The sequence below is a fragment of the Pseudomonas sp. NDM genome (genome assembly GCF_003105095.1).
GTDB classification, from domain to species: Bacteria; Pseudomonadota; Gammaproteobacteria; order Pseudomonadales; family Pseudomonadaceae; genus Aquipseudomonas; species Aquipseudomonas moraviensis_A.
Genome location: NZ_QETJ01000063.1, coordinates 1 through 21,050, shown reverse-complemented (window position 1 = coordinate 21,050; position 21,050 = coordinate 1). Strand labels below are relative to the sequence as shown.

The 21,050-nt window shown below is 60.5% G+C and carries 16 protein-coding genes; 6 read left to right on the top strand and 10 right to left on the bottom strand.

All coding sequences use genetic code 11. The features are described 5' to 3' along the window. Window positions 1-7: 7 nt before the first annotated feature. Genes DCO47_RS14710 through DCO47_RS14690 form a run of 5 tightly spaced genes read right to left on the bottom strand, consistent with a single transcriptional unit; the run spans window position 8 to window position 7,058 of the window. Window positions 8-943, bottom strand: a complete 936-nt coding sequence (locus DCO47_RS14710) for a GNAT family N-acetyltransferase (protein ID WP_116658358.1) — start codon at window positions 941-943, stop codon at window positions 8-10. Further along, the gene (locus DCO47_RS14705) at window positions 912-2,222 is read right to left on the bottom strand and encodes a phenylacetate--CoA ligase family protein (RefSeq protein ID WP_177434348.1); all 1,311 of its coding nucleotides are present in this window, start codon (window positions 2,220-2,222) and stop codon (window positions 912-914) included. The genes DCO47_RS14710 and DCO47_RS14705 overlap by 32 nt, the downstream gene beginning before the upstream one ends. Window positions 2,223-2,266: 44 nt before the next feature. Continuing rightward, window positions 2,267-4,669 carry an acyl-CoA reductase gene (locus DCO47_RS14700; protein WP_116658357.1) on the bottom strand — a complete coding sequence of 801 codons (2,403 nt, stop codon included), beginning with the start codon at window positions 4,667-4,669 and terminating at the stop codon, window positions 2,267-2,269. A 1-nt stretch (window position 4,670) separates the two neighbouring features. Next, window positions 4,671-5,801 (bottom strand): acyl-protein synthase, encoded by a 1,131-nt coding sequence (locus tag DCO47_RS14695; protein ID WP_116658356.1) that lies wholly within the window; start codon window positions 5,799-5,801, stop codon window positions 4,671-4,673. A 9-nt stretch (window positions 5,802-5,810) separates the two neighbouring features. Next, window positions 5,811-7,058, bottom strand: a complete 1,248-nt coding sequence (locus DCO47_RS14690; protein ID WP_116658355.1) for an MdfA family multidrug efflux MFS transporter — start codon at window positions 7,056-7,058, stop codon at window positions 5,811-5,813. A gap of 355 nt (window positions 7,059-7,413) precedes the next feature. Between DCO47_RS14690 and DCO47_RS14685 the strand changes: the two genes are divergently transcribed. Further along, entirely contained in the window at window positions 7,414-7,602 is a 189-nt protein-coding gene (locus DCO47_RS14685; RefSeq protein ID WP_016770563.1) for a hypothetical protein, read from the top strand. Window positions 7,603-7,620: 18 nt separating this feature from the next. On the opposite strand, the gene DCO47_RS14680 is transcribed toward DCO47_RS14685, so the two are convergent. Further along, on the bottom strand, window positions 7,621-7,998 hold the full coding sequence (locus tag DCO47_RS14680; RefSeq protein WP_039760510.1) for a fe2+ zn2+ uptake regulation protein: 378 nt from the start codon (window positions 7,996-7,998) through the stop codon (window positions 7,621-7,623). Window positions 7,999-8,241: 243 nt separating this feature from the next. Between DCO47_RS14680 and DCO47_RS14675 the strand changes: the two genes are divergently transcribed. Then, entirely contained in the window at window positions 8,242-10,587 is a 2,346-nt protein-coding gene (locus DCO47_RS14675; protein WP_116658354.1) for an acylase, read from the top strand. 52 nt (window positions 10,588-10,639) lie between these two features. Here the strand turns inward: DCO47_RS14675 and DCO47_RS14670 are convergent, their stop codons facing one another. Continuing rightward, window positions 10,640-11,641 carry a FecR family protein gene (locus DCO47_RS14670; protein WP_116658353.1) on the bottom strand — a complete coding sequence of 334 codons (1,002 nt, stop codon included), beginning with the start codon at window positions 11,639-11,641 and terminating at the stop codon, window positions 10,640-10,642. A 153-nt stretch (window positions 11,642-11,794) separates the two neighbouring features. Here DCO47_RS14670 and DCO47_RS14665 point away from each other — a divergent pair, with 153 nt between their 5' ends. Further along, the gene (locus DCO47_RS14665) at window positions 11,795-12,064 is read left to right on the top strand and encodes a PepSY domain-containing protein (RefSeq protein WP_083352748.1); all 270 of its coding nucleotides are present in this window, start codon (window positions 11,795-11,797) and stop codon (window positions 12,062-12,064) included. 59 nt (window positions 12,065-12,123) lie between these two features. Here the strand turns inward: DCO47_RS14665 and DCO47_RS14660 are convergent, their stop codons facing one another. Then, window positions 12,124-16,659 (bottom strand): dermonecrotic toxin domain-containing protein, encoded by a 4,536-nt coding sequence (locus tag DCO47_RS14660; RefSeq protein WP_256590167.1) that lies wholly within the window; start codon window positions 16,657-16,659, stop codon window positions 12,124-12,126. A gap of 555 nt (window positions 16,660-17,214) precedes the next feature. Here DCO47_RS14660 and DCO47_RS14655 point away from each other — a divergent pair. Next, window positions 17,215-18,243, top strand: a complete 1,029-nt coding sequence (locus DCO47_RS14655) for an Ldh family oxidoreductase (RefSeq protein WP_116658352.1) — start codon at window positions 17,215-17,217, stop codon at window positions 18,241-18,243. A gap of 60 nt (window positions 18,244-18,303) precedes the next feature. On the opposite strand, the gene DCO47_RS14650 is transcribed toward DCO47_RS14655, so the two are convergent. Beyond that, window positions 18,304-18,621 (bottom strand): YqjD family protein, encoded by a 318-nt coding sequence (locus tag DCO47_RS14650; protein WP_042609889.1) that lies wholly within the window; start codon window positions 18,619-18,621, stop codon window positions 18,304-18,306. Between the two features lie 154 nt (window positions 18,622-18,775). Between DCO47_RS14650 and DCO47_RS14645 the strand changes: the two genes are divergently transcribed. Beyond that, window positions 18,776-19,030: a hypothetical protein gene (locus tag DCO47_RS14645; protein WP_003224595.1), complete on the top strand. Its 255-nt coding sequence runs from the start codon at window positions 18,776-18,778 to the stop codon at window positions 19,028-19,030. Window positions 19,031-19,036: 6 nt separating this feature from the next. Here the strand turns inward: DCO47_RS14645 and DCO47_RS14640 are convergent, their stop codons facing one another. Beyond that, on the bottom strand, window positions 19,037-19,951 hold the full coding sequence (locus tag DCO47_RS14640) for a LysR family transcriptional regulator (protein WP_116658351.1): 915 nt from the start codon (window positions 19,949-19,951) through the stop codon (window positions 19,037-19,039). An 84-nt stretch (window positions 19,952-20,035) separates the two neighbouring features. Here DCO47_RS14640 and DCO47_RS14635 point away from each other — a divergent pair, with 84 nt between their 5' ends. Continuing rightward, entirely contained in the window at window positions 20,036-20,959 is a 924-nt protein-coding gene (locus DCO47_RS14635) for a carbon-nitrogen hydrolase family protein (RefSeq protein ID WP_116658350.1), read from the top strand. The last annotated feature ends 91 nt before the right edge of the window (window positions 20,960-21,050 follow it).

Genomic DNA, 21,050 nt, shown 5'->3' with positions numbered 1-21,050 from the left:
CGCACGATCACACCGGCGGTAAATCACGGCCCGTGATTTGCCGTTGCGTCTGCTCATGCAGTGCTTGCATGTGCGGGCAATGCAAGTCCAGTTTGCGCGGACGGTAGCCGCGATGAAACAACGCCAGCCAGCCGCCCTGGTTATCTTGCGCTGGCGCCAGACCGGTGAAGGCAAAACCGATGGCGTTGAGGCTGTGCAGATCCACGGCGAACTGTCGGGACAGTTGCAGACGGATCGAAATCAGCCAGTGCCTGGGCAGCGTTCTCAATTGGTTCAGCAGTTCCGGGTCGAGTTTTTCCAGCAACATTTCATGGCGACTGCCGTGCTGCTCAACCTGAAACGCGGCTCCGCGCCAACGCGCTGCGCTGGCGCCGGCACCGAACACAGCCATCAGATGCTCCATGAATGCACGACAACTGGCTGGCCACGTCTGCTCCGGCAGCGGCCGCTGATAGCCGTCGATGGCGCGGACCCCCAGTACGACCGACTCCGGTTTCTTGCTGCCGAAAGGCGAGCGGACAAAATCAGGCAACAGGCCGGTGTTATGGAATCCCAGATTCAGCGCCATGCGCTGGGTGTACGGGTGATGGGTCACCTGTTTGATGGACACGCTGCGACAGCCCAAAGCCTGCGCATGAGTCAGCAGTTGCTCGCCCAGGCGTGTCGCGATGTTCTGACAGCGAGTGTCAGGATGGACGGCGCTCAACGCCAGTTCAGCGTCGTGCCAGGTTTCGCTTTGCCTGTACAAGGTGGCATGGCCGCGAATCCGCTCACCCTCGACCGCCACCAGCGAGTGCCAGCGTTTTTTGGCATGGTTCTGACTGATCAGGCAGGGCAGATACACATCGCTTTGTACGTAATGATCGCCGTACACCTCGCGAAACAGCTCGCTGACGGCCGTGGCGTCGCTCTCACGGTAATTGCGCAGGATCAACGGTTCCATCACGCACCTCCCTGTCATGTTGGTCATAGCAGCGATGATCGACGATTCGCAGGCTTTTACCTGCGCGAGGATGGCGCACGAGATCCTCGAAGCCGCAGCTGTGGATACGCAGCTCCAGCAGTCGAGCGTTTCGCAGTGGGGTTATCTGCGGGTAAAGTTCGATCAAACGAGCCTCGAGTGTCCCGTCGATGCCGGCGGATCGTTCGTTCGCCACGTATTTCAACGTCAGCACATCCCCGTCGTCGGCCTGTTCAATCACCAATTGCCAATCGTCGCTGCCAGTCGTGCACCTCACGGTGTCGCTGATTTCATCCGTCATCAGCGACAGGATCCCGACCCGCACGCGCTGGCTGCTACAGCTGCGGCCCCTCAGCGCGAATTTGCGTTGCGCCGTGCCCTCCGGTTCGCGCCAGCACGCCAGGTCACCCACGGGATAGCGGATCAGCGGCATCAAACGGCGATGGAGGTTGGTCAATACCAGCACACCGGTTTTGTCGCAGTCCTCGATCCGCGCCCCTGTGTGCGGGTCGATGATCTCCAGCAAGACATGGCCGTCAGGCGTGCGGTGTTCGCCTTCCATGCAGTCACGGTGGCTGGCACCGATAAATCCACCGTCGACGCTGGCGTAGCCAATGGAAGCAATGCGCGCGTTGGGCAGCACTTGCCGGAGCAGTTGCCGTTGCGAGGCGAACAGGCTCTCCCCGCCGTACAGCACGCTGTCAATCATCGGCAATACCCGCTTGTGTTGCTTGAGCCAACCGGCAAAGGTCAATAGCTGCGCGGGCGGGCCGGCCAGCACGTTGATCCGGTGTTGCTCGATGGCATCGGCCAGCTTCGCCGGGTCAACGTCACCGGTAAACGGAAACTCGGTGACAGCCGGTGTAACGTGGGCCAGGGAATCGTGGATAAACAGGAAACTGGCATAGAGGTCGCCGGCGAAAAACAGATTGGCTACTCGGTCGCCGGGGTTGAATTGGGCGCTGAGACTGCGGCCGAAGTCCTCGGCCGTGCGTTGCCATTCAGCGCGCGTGTAGACCGACAGTCGGCCGCCACCGGTTGACCCGCCGGTCTTGAAGACCAGCGCAGCCCGTACGGGGGCAGTCAACACTGCCCATTCATCAAGGTTCTCGCTGCCAGTCCAGAATCCTGCAGGATCGAGCACAGGCCATTCACTCAGTCGGTTGAGCGCCTCTGGAACCTCGGCGAGACAATTCTTGTAGTAGGGCGAATGCTGACGGACAAAGCCCATCAATTCGCCAATCGGGTGGTTTTTTTTCACGATGTCTTCTTCTTGTTTCGAATAAGCCAGCTCACGTTCGAACGTCAGCGGCGAGAGTCAATGACCAACGGCGTCTTGCCGCTGTATTTGTTCTGAATGAAAGCCACGGGCGAGCATTGTTCTATGTGCAGAACCAGTACTCCGGTGTCGACGGCGCTCATCAGGGTCGAATTATTGGCGAGCCGTGCCCTGACCGCGTCGGCTGCAAGTTCGCTGTGCACTTGCAGCCGCTCGATGCCCTCGGCGCTGTGATCCAGACGCAACTGAAACGGAACTTGCAGTCGTGTCGCCAGTTCGCTCAGAGAGATAAAGTAAGTGCCGATACGCAGCAGCGTGCCGTGGCGTTGCAGCAGTTCGAAGCGCGGCGACTGCAGTCCACAGGCGCAAACCCCCGGCAGCCAGCGCCCGGTGTCGCCAAGCTCATACCGCTCAACGCGCTGGCCGCCGTCGCGGGCGAGCGAGGTCACCACCAGCCGGCCGACTTGATCATCGACGATCGTTACATCCTCATCGAACGCGACGATTTCCAACTGCTGGATATCATTCATCAAATGGAACACCCCGTCCGCTGAAGCCTGGCACGCATGGCCAAGCGGGCCGGCATCGACGCTGCCGTAGATCGCCGAGCGAATGAGCACGACGCCACAACTGCGGAGCAATTCACGGTTCTGCTCGCTGAGGTGCTCGCCACCCATGAAGACCTTTTCGACCCCGCCATAAGCGCGCAGACGCTCCTGCTCGTTGAGGAACAGGCGATGCAGCGTGCCGGGCATGCCGACCAGCACATTGACCCGCTGTTCGATAATCAATTGGGCAATTTCCCGATAGTCTTCGTCGGCCGGGGCGGCCATGGGCAGATGCGGCATCTGCAGGCATTCCAGCGCTTTGTTGAGGCTGAGAAAGCCGGCGTACAGCCCGCCACAGTAGAACAGGTTCATGGCCCGATCCCGCGCCGGATCTAGACCAGCGGCGAACAGGCCATCAGCCGTTGCGCGCATCTGACGATCGAAATCGCGATAACTGTAGCCAGCCAGCGCAGGGGTGCCGTTGGTGCCGCCGGAACGAAAATACAACTGCGCGTGAGCATTGATGGGTTGGGCGATGAAGGCCGCTTTGTCCATGATCGGAGCGCACGACTTCGCCGGTAATGGCGCTACATCGAGACGGGCCTGTCTTGGCAATTGCGTGGCCGCCAGACTCACCGATACCCGACGACTCAGACGTTGCAGCGCATAGACACCGTCATGGGGTTCGCCTTCGTAACCGTCGTGAATGCTGCTGATCGGTGCGATACGCGTAACGCCGGCACCGAGCAGCGCATGGGTCAGCCCGGCGATGGATGCCGGCGCACACACCAGCGCACAGCTTTGCAGCACGTTGCGCCAGGGCAACAGCGTCGCGCTCAGCAGAGCCTTCGGCACCGGGTGCAGCAGGACACTGCGAAACAGCGGCGACGGCGCGAGTTGCCGGTCGTGGCGCCAGATCACTCGCCAGCCCGCGCCGGCCCAAACCTGCCCGATGTGTTCGTCGAAACTCTGGCCGAGCCGGGCCATTTGCAGGTGCGTGGTGATTTGTGAAGCTTCCTGAAGTGTCGGCGCCAGTGCGGGCCAGCTCGCGTGGCGACGCTCGAAGGCTTGCGCCAACTGTTCACCGATGCCGCGCACAATCTGCGGATCATCGCTGTCCACCAGCAGCCATTGCGGGCTCGAGCAGGCCTGCTGATCCAGTCGGCAGACTTCATCGGCCACCGCTTCAAGCGTCTGCGGCGTGGCGGCTTCGGGCGTCAGGTACACGAAACTGATGCGATGGCCCCAATCGATCCAGCGGCAACCCGGCGCCAGTTGTTGCCGAATGGCCTGCAGGGCCGCGTCACCACCCCATGCCGCGACGCCGTTGGCGTACTTGCACAGTTGGCCGATCTGCCCGGTCTCGGCCGGGATCACCGCCACGTATCCGGCCAGTTGCCCGCCTGCGTCGCAGTTCGCCAAGGCGCAGAGCAGGCGTGCCGTCAGGCCCTGATCGCTGCGGCTGGGGCGCAACCAGTTGACGTTGCCGGCGAGCAGACTTTCAACCACCGCGCAGAACGCCAGCAGCGGCGCATTGGCGGGGGTGATGTGCACCACCAGCCCGAGCGGGCGCCAGGCTTCGAAGCGTGGCTGACGATAATCGATACGGCGCAGGGAATCGGCATCGACGCCGAGTTCGCGCCGGCGTTTGTGCTGCAACGCGTCGGGTTGGCAGAAATCGATCAGGGCTTGCCGCTGTTCGCTGTCGAGGGGCAGGTCCGTGGCGGTGTTACGCAGATGTTCTGCAAACCCGGCAACGGCCTTGATGACGGTGTTGCTGTCGAGTGCCGTCGCCAGGCGTTGCGGCAACTGCCGTTGCAGATCTTCCAGCGCATGCTCGAGGCTGCAGGTGTGATGCAGCTGTCCATTGATCAGATACATATCAGTGACTCCCCAGTAATTCGGCGGCGGCCATTGCGCAGCTTCTGCCCGCCGAGGTGCCGGCGCGGCCGTGCAGTTCGAACCAGTCGCCGGTCAATCCGCAGCCGCAGCTTGCGCCCGGGTGCAGCGTGGCGAGGTCGCTCATGACCACGGCGTGAGCCGGACTGGAGGTGATATAGGGCGAGACGAAGCCGAGCAGACCTGGTTGGCCGTAGGGCAGCAGGGATAAATCCGCTGGGTTGCGAATCAGCACCCGGGAGTACACCGGCACATGAAACCGGTGACGGGCGCATTCGATATAAGGCACGGCGTGCTCGACAGCGCCGTAACCATCGCGGCAGCGGGCGGGCTCGATGCCCAGTTGTCGATGGATATGGGCGTAGAACTGCTGTTTGGGGATTTCCTGCGCAGCCTGGGTTTTCCAGCCACCGCCCAAAAAGGCCAGCGAACCGGCGGGTAGTTGCAGATCCTGCACACCAGTGTCCTGCATGCGTTGCAGGGTCTGCCACAAAAACGCCGGAAAGCCGAAGATCCGCACCGGCAAACCTTCTTCAGCGAATGATTGCAACGCGGCGATCACCCCGAACACGTCGAACTGGTGGCCGCTACCGGTGTTGCGCAAGGCGTAGACCACCCGGTTGGCCCGGGCGAACCGACACAGAAACTGATCGGTGAACGAAGTGCCGAGGGTAATGCGGCCTGCGGGTTCGTAGCTCAGCAGCAGGTAGTTGCACGGCGTGTCCGGCTTGTCCCAGCGGTAATGACGGAATATGTGCGCGACCATCGATTGCGCCCGCGCCAGGCTGCGCTCGTCATAGCGCATTCGGCTTTTCTGGCCGCTGGTGCCAGACGACGTCAGCTCGAGGGCGTCTGTGCCAGTGCTGCTCAGCAGCAGGTGCTGTTTGAAGAAACTGGCAAAAATCGGCGGCAGACGTGACCAGTCATCAAGGCTGTCGAGGGCTTGTGGCGACAGCCCATGGGCGTTGAGCCAGTGGCTGTAACCCGGTGTGTGATCGCAGTGAAAACGGCTGATTTCAGTCATCGCCCGATCGAACAGACCGGCCGGGGCTGAATCCGGGCAATAGGGTCGCGGCAACGCGCACAGCGCGTCGGCATAGGGTAGGTGAGTCATCAATGTTCCTTATTGAGGCGAGGCCACATCAGGCGTGGCGGTTTGCAGGAGCCGGTACATCAAAGGCAGGCACATCAGCCCGCCGAATGCGGCCCAGAGAGCGAAATATTCAAGACGACTGCCGCCACCGATGGCGGCAATCAGTGAGCCGCCGAGGCCCATCACGGCAATCGAGATCATCCCGGTCAGCGCCGACACCAGACCTTTGCTGTCATCACTGGAAAACAGCGCCAGGCGATACACCACCGCATTGCTCATGCCCAGCCCGACCGCGTACAACGCCAGGCTTGCCACCACGGGACCCAGTCCCGCGCCAAGCAACGCGCACGCCGCCAACAGCACAAGGCCCAGACAAAACGGCCAGAGCGCCCATTGAAGCAATTGCGGCAACGAATGAGTGTGCAGCAAGCGGTCGAGAATCAGATTGCCGGCGATGACCGCCGAGAACACCGGGATCTGCCACAGGCCATATTCCAAGGGCGGCAGTTGCAGAACCCGCACCAGCAGCAATGGCGCCAGGCCGATCCAGGCAATCAGCGGCAGACTCATCAGGCCGAGCGCCAGGCTCGCGCAAAGAAAACGCGGATTGCCGAGCAGCGCGGCGTAGCGTTGCGAAGTGCGTCGCCAGGAGAAGGGCACGCGGGCAGTTCGATAACCATCGCGGCGCTCGACGCCCACGGTTTCCGGCATCCACAGCAACAGGCCGAGCCATACCAGCGCCGCTGCGCAGCCGAGGAGCAGAAAGATTTCCCGCCAGCTCAGCCATTCCAGCAAGAGGATTCCCAGTAGCGGCCCGAGCAGGGGCGACAACAAGGCAACATTGCCGAGCAGCGCCATGAGTCTTACGGCGTCGGCTTCGCAGAATACTTCCTGCAATGCCGGGTAACTGACTGCGACGACGAAACCCAGCCCCATGCCCTGCAACAGGCGCAACAGGTTGAAAGCTTCAATGCTGTCAGTTAAGAAAGCCGCCGCGCACGAGGCGCCGAACAGCGCGCTGCCGATCAACAACAGTGGTCGTCGGCCAAATTGATCGGACAACGGGCCGAGTAACCATTGCAGGCAGACTCCACCCAACAGGTAAAGATTGAAGGCATGGGGAACATGCCGCGCGTCCGCCTCAAGCTCGGTTGTGACGTCGAGCATCGCCGGCATGATCACGTCGCTGGCCATGTAAGTGAGCAGTTCGAAAGCGGTCAGCGCCAGACAGAAACCGGCTACCTGTCGGGGGCCGATGTTTATAAGTGTTCTCTGCATGAACGTCCCTGTTTATCGGTTGTAGGAAGTTCGCAGAGCCTAGGCGCAGACGCGCAGCGCACCTAGGCGTTTGCTGCGTCAGCAGATTTCAAAAACTTACGACATGTTTAATTGATCGGCGCGGCACATAACATGTTTACCTGCGGCCACACGGCATAAACAACAATGCCCGCGACAGTGCGGGCATTGTTTGCAGTCGATCAGCCGGGCGGGCCGTGCGTTGAGGTCGGGCGGTCATGCAGCCAAAAATCTTCAGCGCCTGTAACATGGCATCCCCGTTTGCCCCGACACCTCGCGTCATCCGGCAAGCGTATGGCTTGCAAGCGCAGACATTCCAACGTTTCAGGAAACCGCAATGACCCAGAAGCAACGCTTGATTTATTCGATTCTGATCGCTCTGTCCGTACTGGCGATCATGCTGGGCCTGTCCTGGCTGCAAAACGCCGGCATGATCACCGAGAAGACCTTCCAGTACGTGGCGATCGGTGTGGCCGTGGTTGTGGTGGTGATCAATGGCGTGATGCGCCGCAAGGTCAAGCCCTGACGGCGAACAGCCAGGGCCTCAATCGTGGTTGAGGACCGCTGCAGCCTGTGGATGCAGGCTGTAACTCTTGTCGGCGTTGAAGGTGATCACGCCTTCGGCGCACAAGCGTTTAAGCACTTCGCGCACGCTCAGAAACGACAACGGCACGTCCAGATCGAGCAACTGGCTATGCACACCGCGCACGCCCAGACGCCGATCGCTCTGTGCCGCCACGAGCAGGGCGTCGATGACTTTCAGGCGAATCAGGCTGGTGCGCAGGCCGAAACTCTTCAGCAGAACGCGAATACGCTCATTGCCCGGACGCTCGCCGCGCTGGGTGAAATTGCCGGTGTGCGAACTCATGGAAACGCCCTGTGGCGTCTGGCTACCGTCCGATGGTAGTTGCGAGTTGTACATGCGATTACTCCTTTTCAGAGCCAGATCGGGAAAGGTTTTGTTGCGCTCTCTAAACAAGACGTTTCAGCACGACAAATCATGAAAGAAAAGATGTAGAAATTTCGTCGCTAATTTGTCCTGGCCTCGTGATGCCGGCCTTGCCCCGATGGATTGCCCGCTAAATTTTTTTCCTCAGCTTCGTTTCTTCGACAGGCTCATTGCGCGTGGACGCAGGGGCAATCGACCTTTCGAGCAGGAGCGAGCGTGATTATTTCCAGGCAACTCACCGGGCTGGCCCTCGCCGGCACCTTATTCGGACTGAGCCTGTCGGCCCATGCACTGAGTCCGGCTGCAGACACCCGCGCGGACATTCGCCGCACCAGTTTTGGCGTGCCGCACATTCGCGCCGAAAACGAACGCGGTCTGGGGTTCGGCATCGGCTACGCCTATGCCCAAGACAATCTGTGTCTGCTGGCCAACGAGATCGTGACCGTCAATGGTCAGCGCTCCCGTTATTTCGGCCCGGAGCAGTTCACCGTCGAACAACGGCAAAACCGCGTCAGCGACGTGTTTTTTACCTGGCTGAACAGCCCTGAATCCGTCCATTCGTTCTGGCAGGCGCAACCGGCCGAGGTGCGCGATCTGGTCGAGGGTTATGCCGCCGGGTACAACCGCTCTCTGGCTGAACGCCGTCAGCAAGGGTTGCCGCAGCAATGCCAAGGGGAATGGGTACGCGACATCAGTACCGACGATCTGGTCAAGCTGACGCGGCGCTTGCTGGTGGAAGGGGGAGTGGGCCAGTTCGCCGAAGCCCTTGCTGGCGCGACGCCGCCGCAAGCTACCGCGCAGGTGAAGCACGACACCCAGACATTTCAGCTGGCCGACGCACGTCAGCAGCGTTTCGCTCTCGATCGTGGCAGTAACGCCGTGGCGGTCGGCAGCGAGCGCTCGTTCAACGGCCGTGGCATGTTGCTGGCCAATCCGCATTTTCCGTGGGTCGGCGGCATGCGTTTCTACCAGATGCACCTGACCATCCCCGGCAAACTCGATGTCATGGGCGCCGCTTTGCCGGGTCTGCCGATGATCAATATCGGCTTCAACCAGCATCTGGCCTGGACCCACACGGTCGATTCGTCGAAACACTTCACGCTCTATCGTCTGCAACTCGATCCGAAGGATTCGACACGTTACCTTCTGGACGGCAAGTCGCTGCCACTGAGCAAACAAACGGTCACCGTGCAGGTCAAGCAGGCTGACGGTCAGGTCGTACCGGTGGCGCGCGACATCTACAGCTCGCAGTTCGGGCCGATCGTGCAGTGGCCGGGCAAGCTCGATTGGGACAAGCAATACGCCTACAGCTTGCGCGATGCGAACCTTGATAACGATCGCGTGCTTAAACAGTGGTATGCGATGAACCAGGCCAGCAACATCAAAGATCTGCAAGACGCAGTGCACAAGATCCAGGGCATTCCCTGGGTCAACACTCTGGCGGTCGATGACAAGGGCCAGACGCTGTACATGAACCTGTCGGTGGTGCCGAATGTCAGCGCGGAAAAACTCGCCAAGTGCAGCGACCCGCGCCTCGGCCTGCGCATGATTGTTCTGGACGGCTCCCATAGCGGCTGTGCCTGGGATGTCGATCCGCAAGCGGCGCAGAAGGGCATATTCGCTTCCAGCCAGTTACCGCAACTGCTGCGCAAGGATTTCGTTCAGCACTCCAACGATTCCGCATGGCTGGCCAACCCGGCGCAACCGCTCACCGGCTATTCGCCGCTGATCACCCAGGACGCACAACCGCTGGGCCTGCGCTCGCGATTCGCACTTGATCGTTTGGCTGAGCTGAGCAAAAAAGGCCCGTTGGGGATCAAGGATCTGCAGCACATGGTCATGGACGATCAGGTCTATCTGGCCGCGCAGGTCATGCCCGACCTGCTGAAGTTCTGCGCAACCGATCTCGGTAGCGACGCCGCGACACTGAAATCTGCGTGCGCCAGCCTCAAGGCTTGGGATGGTCGCGCCAATCTGGATTCCGGCCTCGGTCTGGTGCACTTCCAGAACATCATGCAGGCGCTGCTTGAATCGCCGGACATCTGGCGCGTGGCGTTCAACCCCGCAGATGCGCAAAACACCCCGCGTGGTCTGGCGGTCGAGCAGCCTGCAGTTGCCAAAGCGCTACGCGAAGCGATGCTGGCGTCGGTCCAGCTGACCGGCAAGATGGGTCTGAAAGCAGACGCACGCTGGGGCGACATTCAGGTGGTCAGCAGCGGCGGGCAGCAAACGCCCATCCATGGCGGGCCGGGTACGCTGGGTATCTACAACGCGATGCAAAGCGTGCCCCGGGAGGACGGAAAACTTGAGGTGGTCAGCGGCACCAGCTACCTGCAAGTGGTGAGCTTCGATGAAAAAGGCCCGCATGCCCAAGGGCTGCTGGCGTTCTCACTGTCCAGTGATCCGGCGTCGAAGTATTCGCGCGATCAAACCGAAGCGTTTTCGAAGAAACAGTGGAGTGTCCTGCCCTTCACCGAACAGCAGATCCAGGCAGATCCGCAATATCAGGTGCAGACGATTCAGGAGGCACAGGATCAGGCAGGGAAGGTGGCCGCGCACTAAGCAGTGATCGCCCGCAACAAACGAAGGCCGCCTCCCGCAAGGGACGCGGCCTTCAGCTTTTCGGCGGGCGTTGCGGCATCGAGTTGATCACCGGGTTGCCTTCCTTGTTGCGGGTCAGGTAGACCGGCAGCACTTTCGGCAGGCTGTTCGCCAGGTTGTTCATCTCATTGATGTTGTAGACGCCGCCCACGCGGATCGCGCCGGTGCTGGTGTCGGCGAGCATCAAGGGCTTGTCGAGGTAACGATTGATCAACGGCAGGGCGTCGTGAAGGGCAAGGTTATCGAGCACCAGTCGGCCGCTGCGCCACGCCAGCGAAGTGTCGCCAGGGTAGGTCTGGCTGATTTGCGGCGCGTAATCACCATGTCGGTAGCGTGCCTGCATCGATGGCGCCAGGCGCAGGCCGTCTCCCGGTAGATCGCGGTTGCTGCTGACCAACACCGAACCTTCGACCAGGTTTACCCGAACCTGATCTTCATACATCCACACGTTGAATCGGGTACCGGTCACGCGAATCCTGCCTTCGCCGGCACGCACCACGAACGGATGCGCGGTGTCGTGACTGACGTTAAAAAACGCCTCGCCCTTGTTCAGGGTCACGCGGCGTTCATGTTTGTAATTGCTGAAGGTCAGTTCGGTGTTGAGGTTGAGTTCCAGCTGGCTGCCATCACCCAAGGTGACCTGACGGACGCGGTCGGTGGCGGTGTAATGCTGATAACTGTCGGGCACCCAGCCCAGACTCCAGCCGCTGTAAGCCGCGAGCGGCAGGGCGACGGCACAGGCGCCGACAATCACCGCGAACTTGCGCCACGACCGCGAAGGCTTGCGTTGCGCAGCGAGCGCCTCAGGCTCGGTTCGAGGCAGGTCCCCGGCCACTTCCCAGATTTCCTGCATGGCTTCGTATTCGAAGGCATGCAGCGGATGCGCATCGTGCCAGGCTTCAAACGCGCGACGCTCCTCGTCCGTGCAGTCAGCGGCGTGCAGACGCATGCACCAATGCGCGGCGGCATCGGTGATCGCATCGTATTCGGCTTCCGAGAGAGTGTCTTGGGTCATTGACTCGTCCTGATTTAGCGCATTCTAACCTCGCCGGCGGGTTGCCGAGAACATCCGTCATGGCATTTACCCATCAACGTGGAACTTATTTTTCCCTGTGACGCCCAAAAAAACAGGAAGCAACTGCCTACTATCCATAAATGGAGTGAAAAAATGATCAAAAAGACATTCGCAGCCCTGATTGCCACTGCCGGTTTGCTCAGCGCCGGTGCCGCTCTGGCGGACAGGCCAGGCGCAGGCTGGATCACCATCGAAAAAGCCATCGACACCGCCAAGACCAAGGCTGGTTATGTCGAAATCTATGAGATCAGCGCCGACAACGACGGTTACTGGGAAGGTGAAGGGCGCAAGGCCGACGGCGTTGTTTATGAATTCCGCATCGATGGCGCCTCGGGCAATATCCTGCGTGATCAGAAGGACTAAGCCTTCACTGTTGGCTGATACAGAAGTGCGCTGGTGTCGAGCCAGCGCATTTTTTTTGTTCACCTCTCTGGTTGCGCGGTTTTCGACACGGTTGCGGTCGTCGCCGGCAACGGGATGGGAACCGGAAGCGGATCGAGTTTCTGGCCCAATTCGCTGATCAGCAACGCGATCGAGTCAGCGTTGGCGAGTATCACGTCAACGCGTGCTTCGTCAGACACCGGATTGCGGAACGCTTTACGCGCGTCTGCAAGATTCCTGGTTTTGGTCAGGCTGAGAATTTTTTCGTAGTCATCGGCTTGCGACGTTATCTTATCCATGCCCACCCAGGCGCCCGTCTCGTCTTTACTCGCGAACAATTGTGCAGAAGGCGTAGCGCGCGAGAGCGATTGACGGCGGCTATCCAGATCATCCTTGAGCAGCTGTCCGTCCGCAGTGGTGGTATCGATGAGGCCCGGAAAGGGGGCCATCGCGTCAAGGGAGACCAGATCCTCGCTATCGCAGACCAGATGCGAAAGTTCATGGATCAGGGTGACCGCACGTGCGTGCGAGTCCACATTGAATCTTGGAGGCAGGAAGGCCGTGTAGACATCCAGCGCCGGATTGAAGAAATGTTCGGTGAAGTGGACGATCTTCTTGCGGTCCTGTTTGAAAACGAAGGCAACCGTATCGTCGCCGTAGCGCTGGTTCAGGCCGGCGAAGAAGCGCTCTGTGTAAAGCAGATCATCCTCGGGATCCGTCAGCTCACGGCACAGCGGGATGATCACCTTTTCGAATTTCCTCTGCAGCGCGGGCGTGATGTGAGGCACATCGAGAATGCTCCTGAGCACCTTCTCCACCCGTGTGCCCCCCAGGTTGTCGCGATGGATGACAAAGTTATGCAGACAATTGAGCGCATAGGTTCTTGCCCGGGTGACCGCTTGCTGTATCACAAAGGCCCTGGCAGGTGAGCGACGGTTGATCTGCGCCATCCCTTTGGCCTGGATGTACATGGTGATCGAGCGGCTATCCTCGACTTGCTTTTGCAGTTCGGCCGGCCCCTTCCTGCGACAGCGCTGCACCGTCTGGCCGGCCTGTGCAATCACCAGCCTTGAATTCTTCTCTGCCAGTGCCGGCCCTTGGCTGCGATCTTCTTTGCGCAGGAACCATGTTTTTTCGGCCTGAACGACTGGATAGACCTTGCCGGCAATCGCCACGTATTGGTCAGTTGTGGCGGAGTCCCGATAAACCAGCCGATTGCTCTCAAGCTTTAGGTCTTTCAGCGCCTTACTGGTTTCAAAGGGCTGCAAGTCAACGCGGGAGGGCGAGGCGGGCGGTGCTTTTGCCCAGCGCGAGGCAACCTTTACGGTGCTATCGGTCTGCGCAGATGTCTGCGCCTCAGCGGCAAATTCGCTGGTGGCTGTCTGCGCCTCGGTCTCCCATGACAAGCGTCCCAGACTGAACAGCGAAATGGCACCCTCGATGAAGTTCTTCAGGCCGTTGGCCCAATGGTGGTCCTGGAGGTCTTCGGCGGACGCCTTGAAGTCCTGATAGCTTTTCCAGAGGAACAGCAAAGAGGCCAGTTTCCCCGGCAACAAGTGCGGTACCAGCCGGACGCCGTGACTGAAGAGAAACCTGGCTGCTTCCCAATCCGCTTGGGCATTGATCTGTGGCTGGCTGCTGAGCAGTTGTGGCAGAAGGTTGAGGGTGTCCTTGTGCAACCGATCGAGCACATTGCCGTTTATGGGCGTGCTTTGAAGGGTGATCTCGCTGGGTTTGCCGATCGTCGTTTTCAGCAGATTCCTGAAAATGGCCTGCTGCCCGTCCGGCAGACGCCGGATGATCAGGTCCTGGAAATGCCCGGGTGTATTCACTGCTTCGATCAGTTGCGCTTCGTTCTCGAACTCGCGAAATACGCATCGGGAGTAAGGCGCATAGAGCACCCGCGGGCCTGTCTGCCCCGCGCCCGGTCCGAAGACGTACAGGCCGAGCGTGTCGACGCCATCAGCGCCCGCGGTCTTGATCAACGACAGCGGGCAGGCGATGGCGTGAGCATCCACGACCATGGCCCGCGCTATCCCGTCCGGCATGTCGAGTACCTGACAAATGTAGTCGTAGCCGGTGTCCGACAGTTGTTGCTGCAACTTCATCGAGTGGGCGTGCTGCATCAATTGCCAGGGCAACTGGCGTAAAAACCGCTTCTTGCTGATGCGTGCAGCCGTGCTGTCGCCGGACAGCGCCTGGGTCACTTTTGCCGTGTAGGTTGTGGCGATGTCGAGCGATTGCAGTAATTGCCGTACGGCGGTCTGGGCGAAATCTTTCGGTAATGCGGTGGCTATGTTCGAGGTCACTTTGAAACCGCTGTCCTGCACAACGTTGTAGTGATGCAGGGCGAACTCCAGAAGGTCGCAGGCCGGGCCGGCCAGCGTCAGGTTCGGGGTGATCTGGATATCCTTTGGCTTGAGCCCGTTGCCCGGGAATCTGGCGTCGAGCAGGCTTTTCAGGGTTTGCTCGATATAACTGGCCAGGGTCGGGACCTCATCGAGAAAATCCTTGCCATCGATAAAGGCGCGCCGCAGTTCATCCAGCAGCGCGAGTTGTGTGCGCTGCTCCGTCGCCGAGGCCATGCGCAACCAGTCGGGATAGTCCAGATGACGGGAAAGGGTACGTGCAAGATCGACGGCGCGGCGCAGATCGGTATCGATGACAGCGTTCTTCATCCGGTCAAGGAAGGTCGCCAATGTGTCCGGGTCCTTGATACAAGCGCGTAGCATTTCGCATTCAGCGAGGAAGTGTTCGATGCCCGACTGCATGCGGTCGTTGGACACACGGCCCTCAATCAATTGGAAGCTGCCGAGCGTGTATTGCTGGTCCAGTCGATGCTGCGCTATTGGCAGATTCTCCAGCAGCGTATGGCTCTGATTGTTGTCGTCCAAGCGTTGTTGCAACTGTTTTTGCGCAACGCCCATATCGGCGAACAATTCCAGGCCCATGGCCGGTGTCCACAGGATCGCGCGCCCCGAGTGCTCGACGTCCATGCCGCCGCGCTCGGTCAGCAGCACGCAGTAGGCGAGCGGCAGCTCAGCGGTGGACTCGGCACAAGCAAGCGTGAGCGACCAGGCATCCGGGCGAAAACCGTTGAGTGACTGGCGATCGCTGCGTGTCGGATGCCGGGCATCGAACACCGTATCGACGATTTTTCGTTCCGCCTCCCGCCATGATCCGCTGACACTTCGGACGAACGCCTCACCGCGCAAGCCATCTTCGAACGCCTGCGCGAGCTTCCAGAGAATGCCTTCGAGAAAAGTGCGCTGTTCGGCGCCGTTCGCGGTCGGCTGGTCTTTGAAGTGGCTGGTCAGACTATCCAGCGTTCGGCCCAGACTTGTCGCCAATTGTGCCGCCTTGTCGGCCTGCACAAGTGAGGATGGCGGGGCGCTGGTAAACAACGGTCGGGTACTCCAGCGCTCATTGACGTCGAGTTCGAGCAACCGCTCATGGATCATCGAGCGGATATCCAGCGCCTTGTCGAAGAGTGCATGAACGTCTGTGGTGCGTTCGCTCTGGCGATAGCGCTGCAGGACGAACTCAATGTTCTGACGTTGTTTGGTAAGAATTGCCTCGAACAGCGTCGGCATGATCTCACCGCTGATGTTTTCCCCGGACACCTGGACGTTAGCGAAACCCAGGTAGCGATTGCGCTCTTGCAGACTCATCAGTCCGTACAGTTCGTCTTCGTGCCCGGCAGCCTGCAGTTTCGCGGTGAGCGTCTGTTTGAGGTCGGCGTAGTTCGTGAGTACCTGCAGGCCCTGGCTGGGTGTATAGAGATAGGCCTTGTCATGATTGATCATCAACGAGCCGGCCAGTTCGACAGACGCTGTCTGTTCGCTCAGGCACACGGTTTCGAACGTTGGCCGGCGTACCACCACGGACGGCTCACGTACCAGACTGTGCAGCGCGTCGAACTCGCCGGCGGAGAGGATTTGTGTTTCGCGCTTGATCATCAGATCGGCGCGCGCCTGGTCCTGTAGCGTCTGGCTGAAGAAGGTGCGCCTGGGCGAGCCCTCGAATGACGCGGCATTCCAGTAGCCCTCGATCTGACGGAACAACAGCATGATCAGTTTGCTCGAAGCCGAGGTGATAGCGGTTGCCCACGCGAATTGATCATCAGTGCTGGACAGGCGGGCGGGGTGTGAAAACTCGACAGTCTGACCGTGGGGCCATTGCTGACGGCGAAAATGCAGCAGCAGCGCTTCAATCAGCGAGCGCGAATCAACCCAGTGCCTGCCTGCATCGGTGGAGGAGGGTTTCGTAGCGGCGTAAAAAGCCACACGTGTGCTCGACTGCGGCAAATCGCCGAAGTGCGGCTGGAGCAGTTCACCGAGGATTTTTTCCAGCAGGGCGTTGAGCGCAGGCAGGCGTTTCAGTTCGTCGAGCAAGTCGCGTGCGCAGGCTTGTTGCGAATGGGTGATCGCTGTTTGCTGATCCTCGAAGACATCACCGTCGATGGTTTGTCGGGTGACGGTAATGCCGCGTTTCTCCACCAGCTCCTTGCGCAGCGAAACACTGAGAAAAGCCAACAGATCATCTTGCTCGTCTGCACTGTTCAGTCGCGCCTGCAACGCCTGCGTCAGCGCTTGGTCATCGCTGTATTTTTTCAATCCGTCGTAGGGCGTGTACAGAAACATGCCGTTGTCGTCAGGACCGGCGCCGAGCACGAAACTGCCGGCCAATGGCACGGGCACTTGCTTGTCGGCGTTGAGCAAAATCCGTTCGGCCAGCATGGGCGGGGTTTGTGCGCTACGCAGGGCGTGGCTCGCCAGTTGTACGTGTGCGAGCCAGTCGAAATCCTTGCTGTTGAGGCCGTGGCGTGCGGCCAGGTCGGCCTGCAGGCCGGCGGACTTCAGAATCTCGGGAAACAGCAGTGGAGCAGTAGAACTGGACATCATCGGTGCTCTGAACGCGGCGCCATCGGGCAGGGACTCAACAGTAGGTCTGTGAGCCGGAGCAGGTGCGGTAGATAGTTACCGCACACGCCGGATCAAAAGATGCAGTCGGCTCAGCCAGTGATCGCCGAGCGATCAAAGGGTTGACAGCCGACGGCTCCGGCGGGGTTAATCGGTGGGCAAATCGACCGTACGCTGTTGTTCCCTCCAATAATCATTCTGGAGCTTCAGATGTCTGCGCTACACGATCAGGGCTCGCCCAAGTTATCCCTCGAAGCACTCACGCAACTGCTTGAAGCGATTTTCCTGCGCCACGGCACTTCCAGCGAAGTCGCCCGGGTACTGGCGGCCAACTGTGCCGGCGCCGAGCGCGATGGCGCCCATAGTCATGGTGTATTCCGCATGCCCGGCTACGTCTCGACCCTGAAAAGCGGTTGGGTCAATGGTCAGGCAGTGCCGCAGGTCGAAGACGTCGCGCCCGGTTTTGTCCGGGTCGACGCCGGCAATGGTTTTGCCCAGCCCGCGCTGGCCGCTGCGCGAGCATTGCTGGTGGAAAAGGCGCGTCACGCCGGGATTGCAGTGTTGGCGATTCGTAACTCGCATCACTTCGCCGCGTTGTGGCCGGATGTCGAGCCGTTCGCCGACGAAGGTCTGGTGGCGCTGAGCGTGGTCAACAGCATGACCTGCGTTGTCCCGCATGGCGCCGACCGGCCGCTGTTCGGCACCAATCCGATCGCCTTTGCCGCGCCACGAGCCAATGCCGCCCCGATCGTTTTCGACCTGGCCACCAGTGCCATCGCCCATGGCGACGTGCAGATCGCTGCGCGCAAAGGCGAAAAACTCCCGGCCGGGATGGGCGTCGACAGCTTGGGTCAGCCCACCCAGGATCCCCGGGCGATTCTCGAAGGCGGTGCATTGCTGCCGTTTGGCGGGCACAAGGGTTCGGCGCTGTCGATGATGGTCGAGTTGCTGGCAGCGGCGTTGACCGGTGGCAATTTTTCCTTCGAGTTCGACTGGTCCAACCATCCCGGCGCAAAGACTCCGTGGACGGGGCAGTTATTGATTGTGATTGATCCGAGCAAAGCCGCGGGGCAGAGTTTTGCCCAGCGCAGCGAGGAACTGGTGCGACAGATGCACGGGGTCGGGCTCAAGCGGCTGCCGGGGGATCGGCGGCATTGGCAGCGCAGTCGGTCGATGCTGGAAGGGATTGCCCTGGATGAGCAGACATTGGCGCAGTTGCGGGAATTGGCGGGGGAGTGAATTTACCCGCAGACATAAAAAAAGCGAACCGTAAGGTTCGCTTTTTTGTGGCGCTTGTACTCAGCGACGACCGAGCAGCAGGCCCACCACCAGGCCGAAACCGGCGGAGATCGCCACGGTCTGCCATGGGTGGCCGCCGATGTAGTTTTCGGTAGCTTCAACGGCGGGCTTGGTGCGGTCGCGCACGCTGGACACCGAGTCCAGCGCCTGCTGCAGTTTCTGGGCGATCTGGGCACGCAGCGTTTCCGCTTCTTCGCCGACCAGTGAAGCGCTGCTCTTGAGCAGTTTGTCCGATTCTTCGATCAGAGCCTGAAGCTCGCTGAAAGCTTGATCCTTGATTTGCTCTTCGGCAGCTTGCGAGGCGGTTTTACGGGCCATTGGGTGACTCCTTGCAGTTGAATGGACAGTGACCAATGGAGTGTAGCGGTCGACGAAAAGTTGCATGTCATTCGTACCGAAGGGAAAAACCTGCACCGGAGGTTTCCGCCGAGCGTGTAAGATGTCGCCATTTTACGCAGCAGGATAAATCCCCATGAGTTTCAATCTGGCCGACAAATCCCTCGCAGAGCGCGCAGCGCTGGAAGATGAGAAATCCCGTCTGTTCGAACTCTGGCAGAACAATCTGGGCAAAGCCAAGGGCGAAGCCGCGCGTCTGTTTGGCGAGCGCTCCAAGCGCAAGGGCAAATGGGCCGAGTGGGTTCGCGCCGAACTGGACGGCATGTCGCCGCCGGAGTTCGCCAACATGGTGCGCAGCGAAGTCAATCGCCTGATGGCGGCGAACAAGTAAACCGCGTCACGCCTGGCCGAACGTCGCGGCAATCGCCTCGCGAACCTTCACCAGCACCGGATCGATCTGCGTGCTGGTGCGCCAGCCCAGTTCGATCGGATAGCGCGGCAAGGCCAAGGGGCAGGGCAGCAATGCCAGCCCGCTCAGTCCCGCGATGCTCGCCGCGGCGTGAGCCGGAATGGTCGCCACCGCCTGACTGCCCTTGAGCAGAAAGGGCAGCGCGGCAAAATGCGTGGTCGAGGCGCAGACCCGGCGGCTCAATCCCACGGCCGCCAAGCCTTCATCGGTGATGCCGATAAAGCCACCCGATGACACCAGAATGTGCTCGCGGGCGACGAACTCCTGCAACTCGATCTGCTGCTGGCCCGGCGCGAGGCTGTCGGGATCGACCAGGCACGCGTAGCCACCTTCCGCCAATACCTGACGACTGAGCAGACGCTCGGCAAACCCGCCGGCGGTGATTGCCAGGTCAATGCTGCGTTCCATCAACGCACGGGCGACGATCTGGCTGTGGGTCTGGCGAAAGATCAGCCGCAGTTTCGGCGCGCGACGAGCGATTTCCTCGATCAAGCGGCGCCCGTAGGCAATTTCAAAATCATCTGACAGACCGATCGCCACCGAGCGCCCGTCATAGTGATTGGCCGCCGGATCGAGCATGGCCAGGCTCTGTCGGCATTTGTTCAGCGCATCGCTGATCACCGGTTTCAGCTGGTTGGCTTGCAGGGTTGGCGCCAGACCGCGTCCGGTGCGCACGAACAACTGATCGCCATAGACCTCGCGCAAGCGGCGCAACGCGGCACTTATCGCCGATTGCGTGACGCCAAGGCGCAGGGCGGCGCGGCTGGCGCTGGACTCTTCGTGCAGCGCTTCAAAGACTTTCAGCAGGTTGAGGTCGACGTCGGCGATATTCATTTGGCTCATATCATTCAGCAGCTGACAGGGCTTTATTCATGATCGCGTGACGCTGGAGAATCGGCAACACCTGAACCTGATGGAGTAAACAGCATGCCCAAATCGATTGTTGCCGCGCTGCAGATCGGCGCCTTGCCCGGTGGCAAAGGCGAAACCCTCGAACAAATCCTTGATTGGGAGAACGCGATCATCGAATCCGGCGCGGCGCTGGTGGTGATGCCCGAAGCCTTGCTCGGAGGCTATCCGAAAGGCGAGGGTTTCGGCACGCAGCTGGGCTATCGCTTACCTGAAGGGCGTGAGGCCTTCGCACGTTATTTTGCCAACGCCATCGATGTGCCCGGTGCCGAAACCGAGGCGCTGGCCGGATTGTCGGCGCGCACCGGGGCCAATCTGGTGATCGGTGTCATTGAGCGCGCCGGCAGCACTCTATATTGCACGGTGCTGTATTTCGACCCGCAGGCAGGGTTGATCGGCAAGCACCGCAAACTCATGCCCACCGGCACCGAGCGGCTGATCTGGGGCAAGGGTGATGGCTCGACCTTGCCGGTGTTCGACACCCAGGTCGGCAAACTCGGCGCAGTGGTGTGCTGGGAAAACATGATGCCGCTGCTGCGCACGGCGATGTATGCCAAAGGCGTCGAAGTCTGGTGCGCACCCACCGTGGACGAGCGTGAGATGTGGCAGGTCAGCATGCGCCATATCGCCCACGAAGGCCGTTGCTTTGTGGTCAGCGCTTGTCAGGTGCAGGCCTCGCCGAATGAGTTGGGCGTCGAGATTGCCAACTGGCCGAATGATCGGCCGTTGATCGCCGGCGGCAGCGTGATCGTCGGGCCGATGGGCGATGTGCTGGCAGGGCCGTTGCGTGGCGAGGCAGGATTGCTCACGGCTGAAATCGATACCGATGAACTGATCCGTGCGCGGTATGACTACGATGTGGTGGGCCACTACGCGCGGCCCGATGTGTTCGAGTTGAACGTTGACGAACGCGCGAAGCCGGGGGTGCGGTTCAACACATAACCCCGGACTGGCAAAAATCCCTTGTAGGAGTGAGCCTGCTCGCGATAGCGGTGTGTCAGGCAATGCATGTTTATCTGACAGACCGCTATCG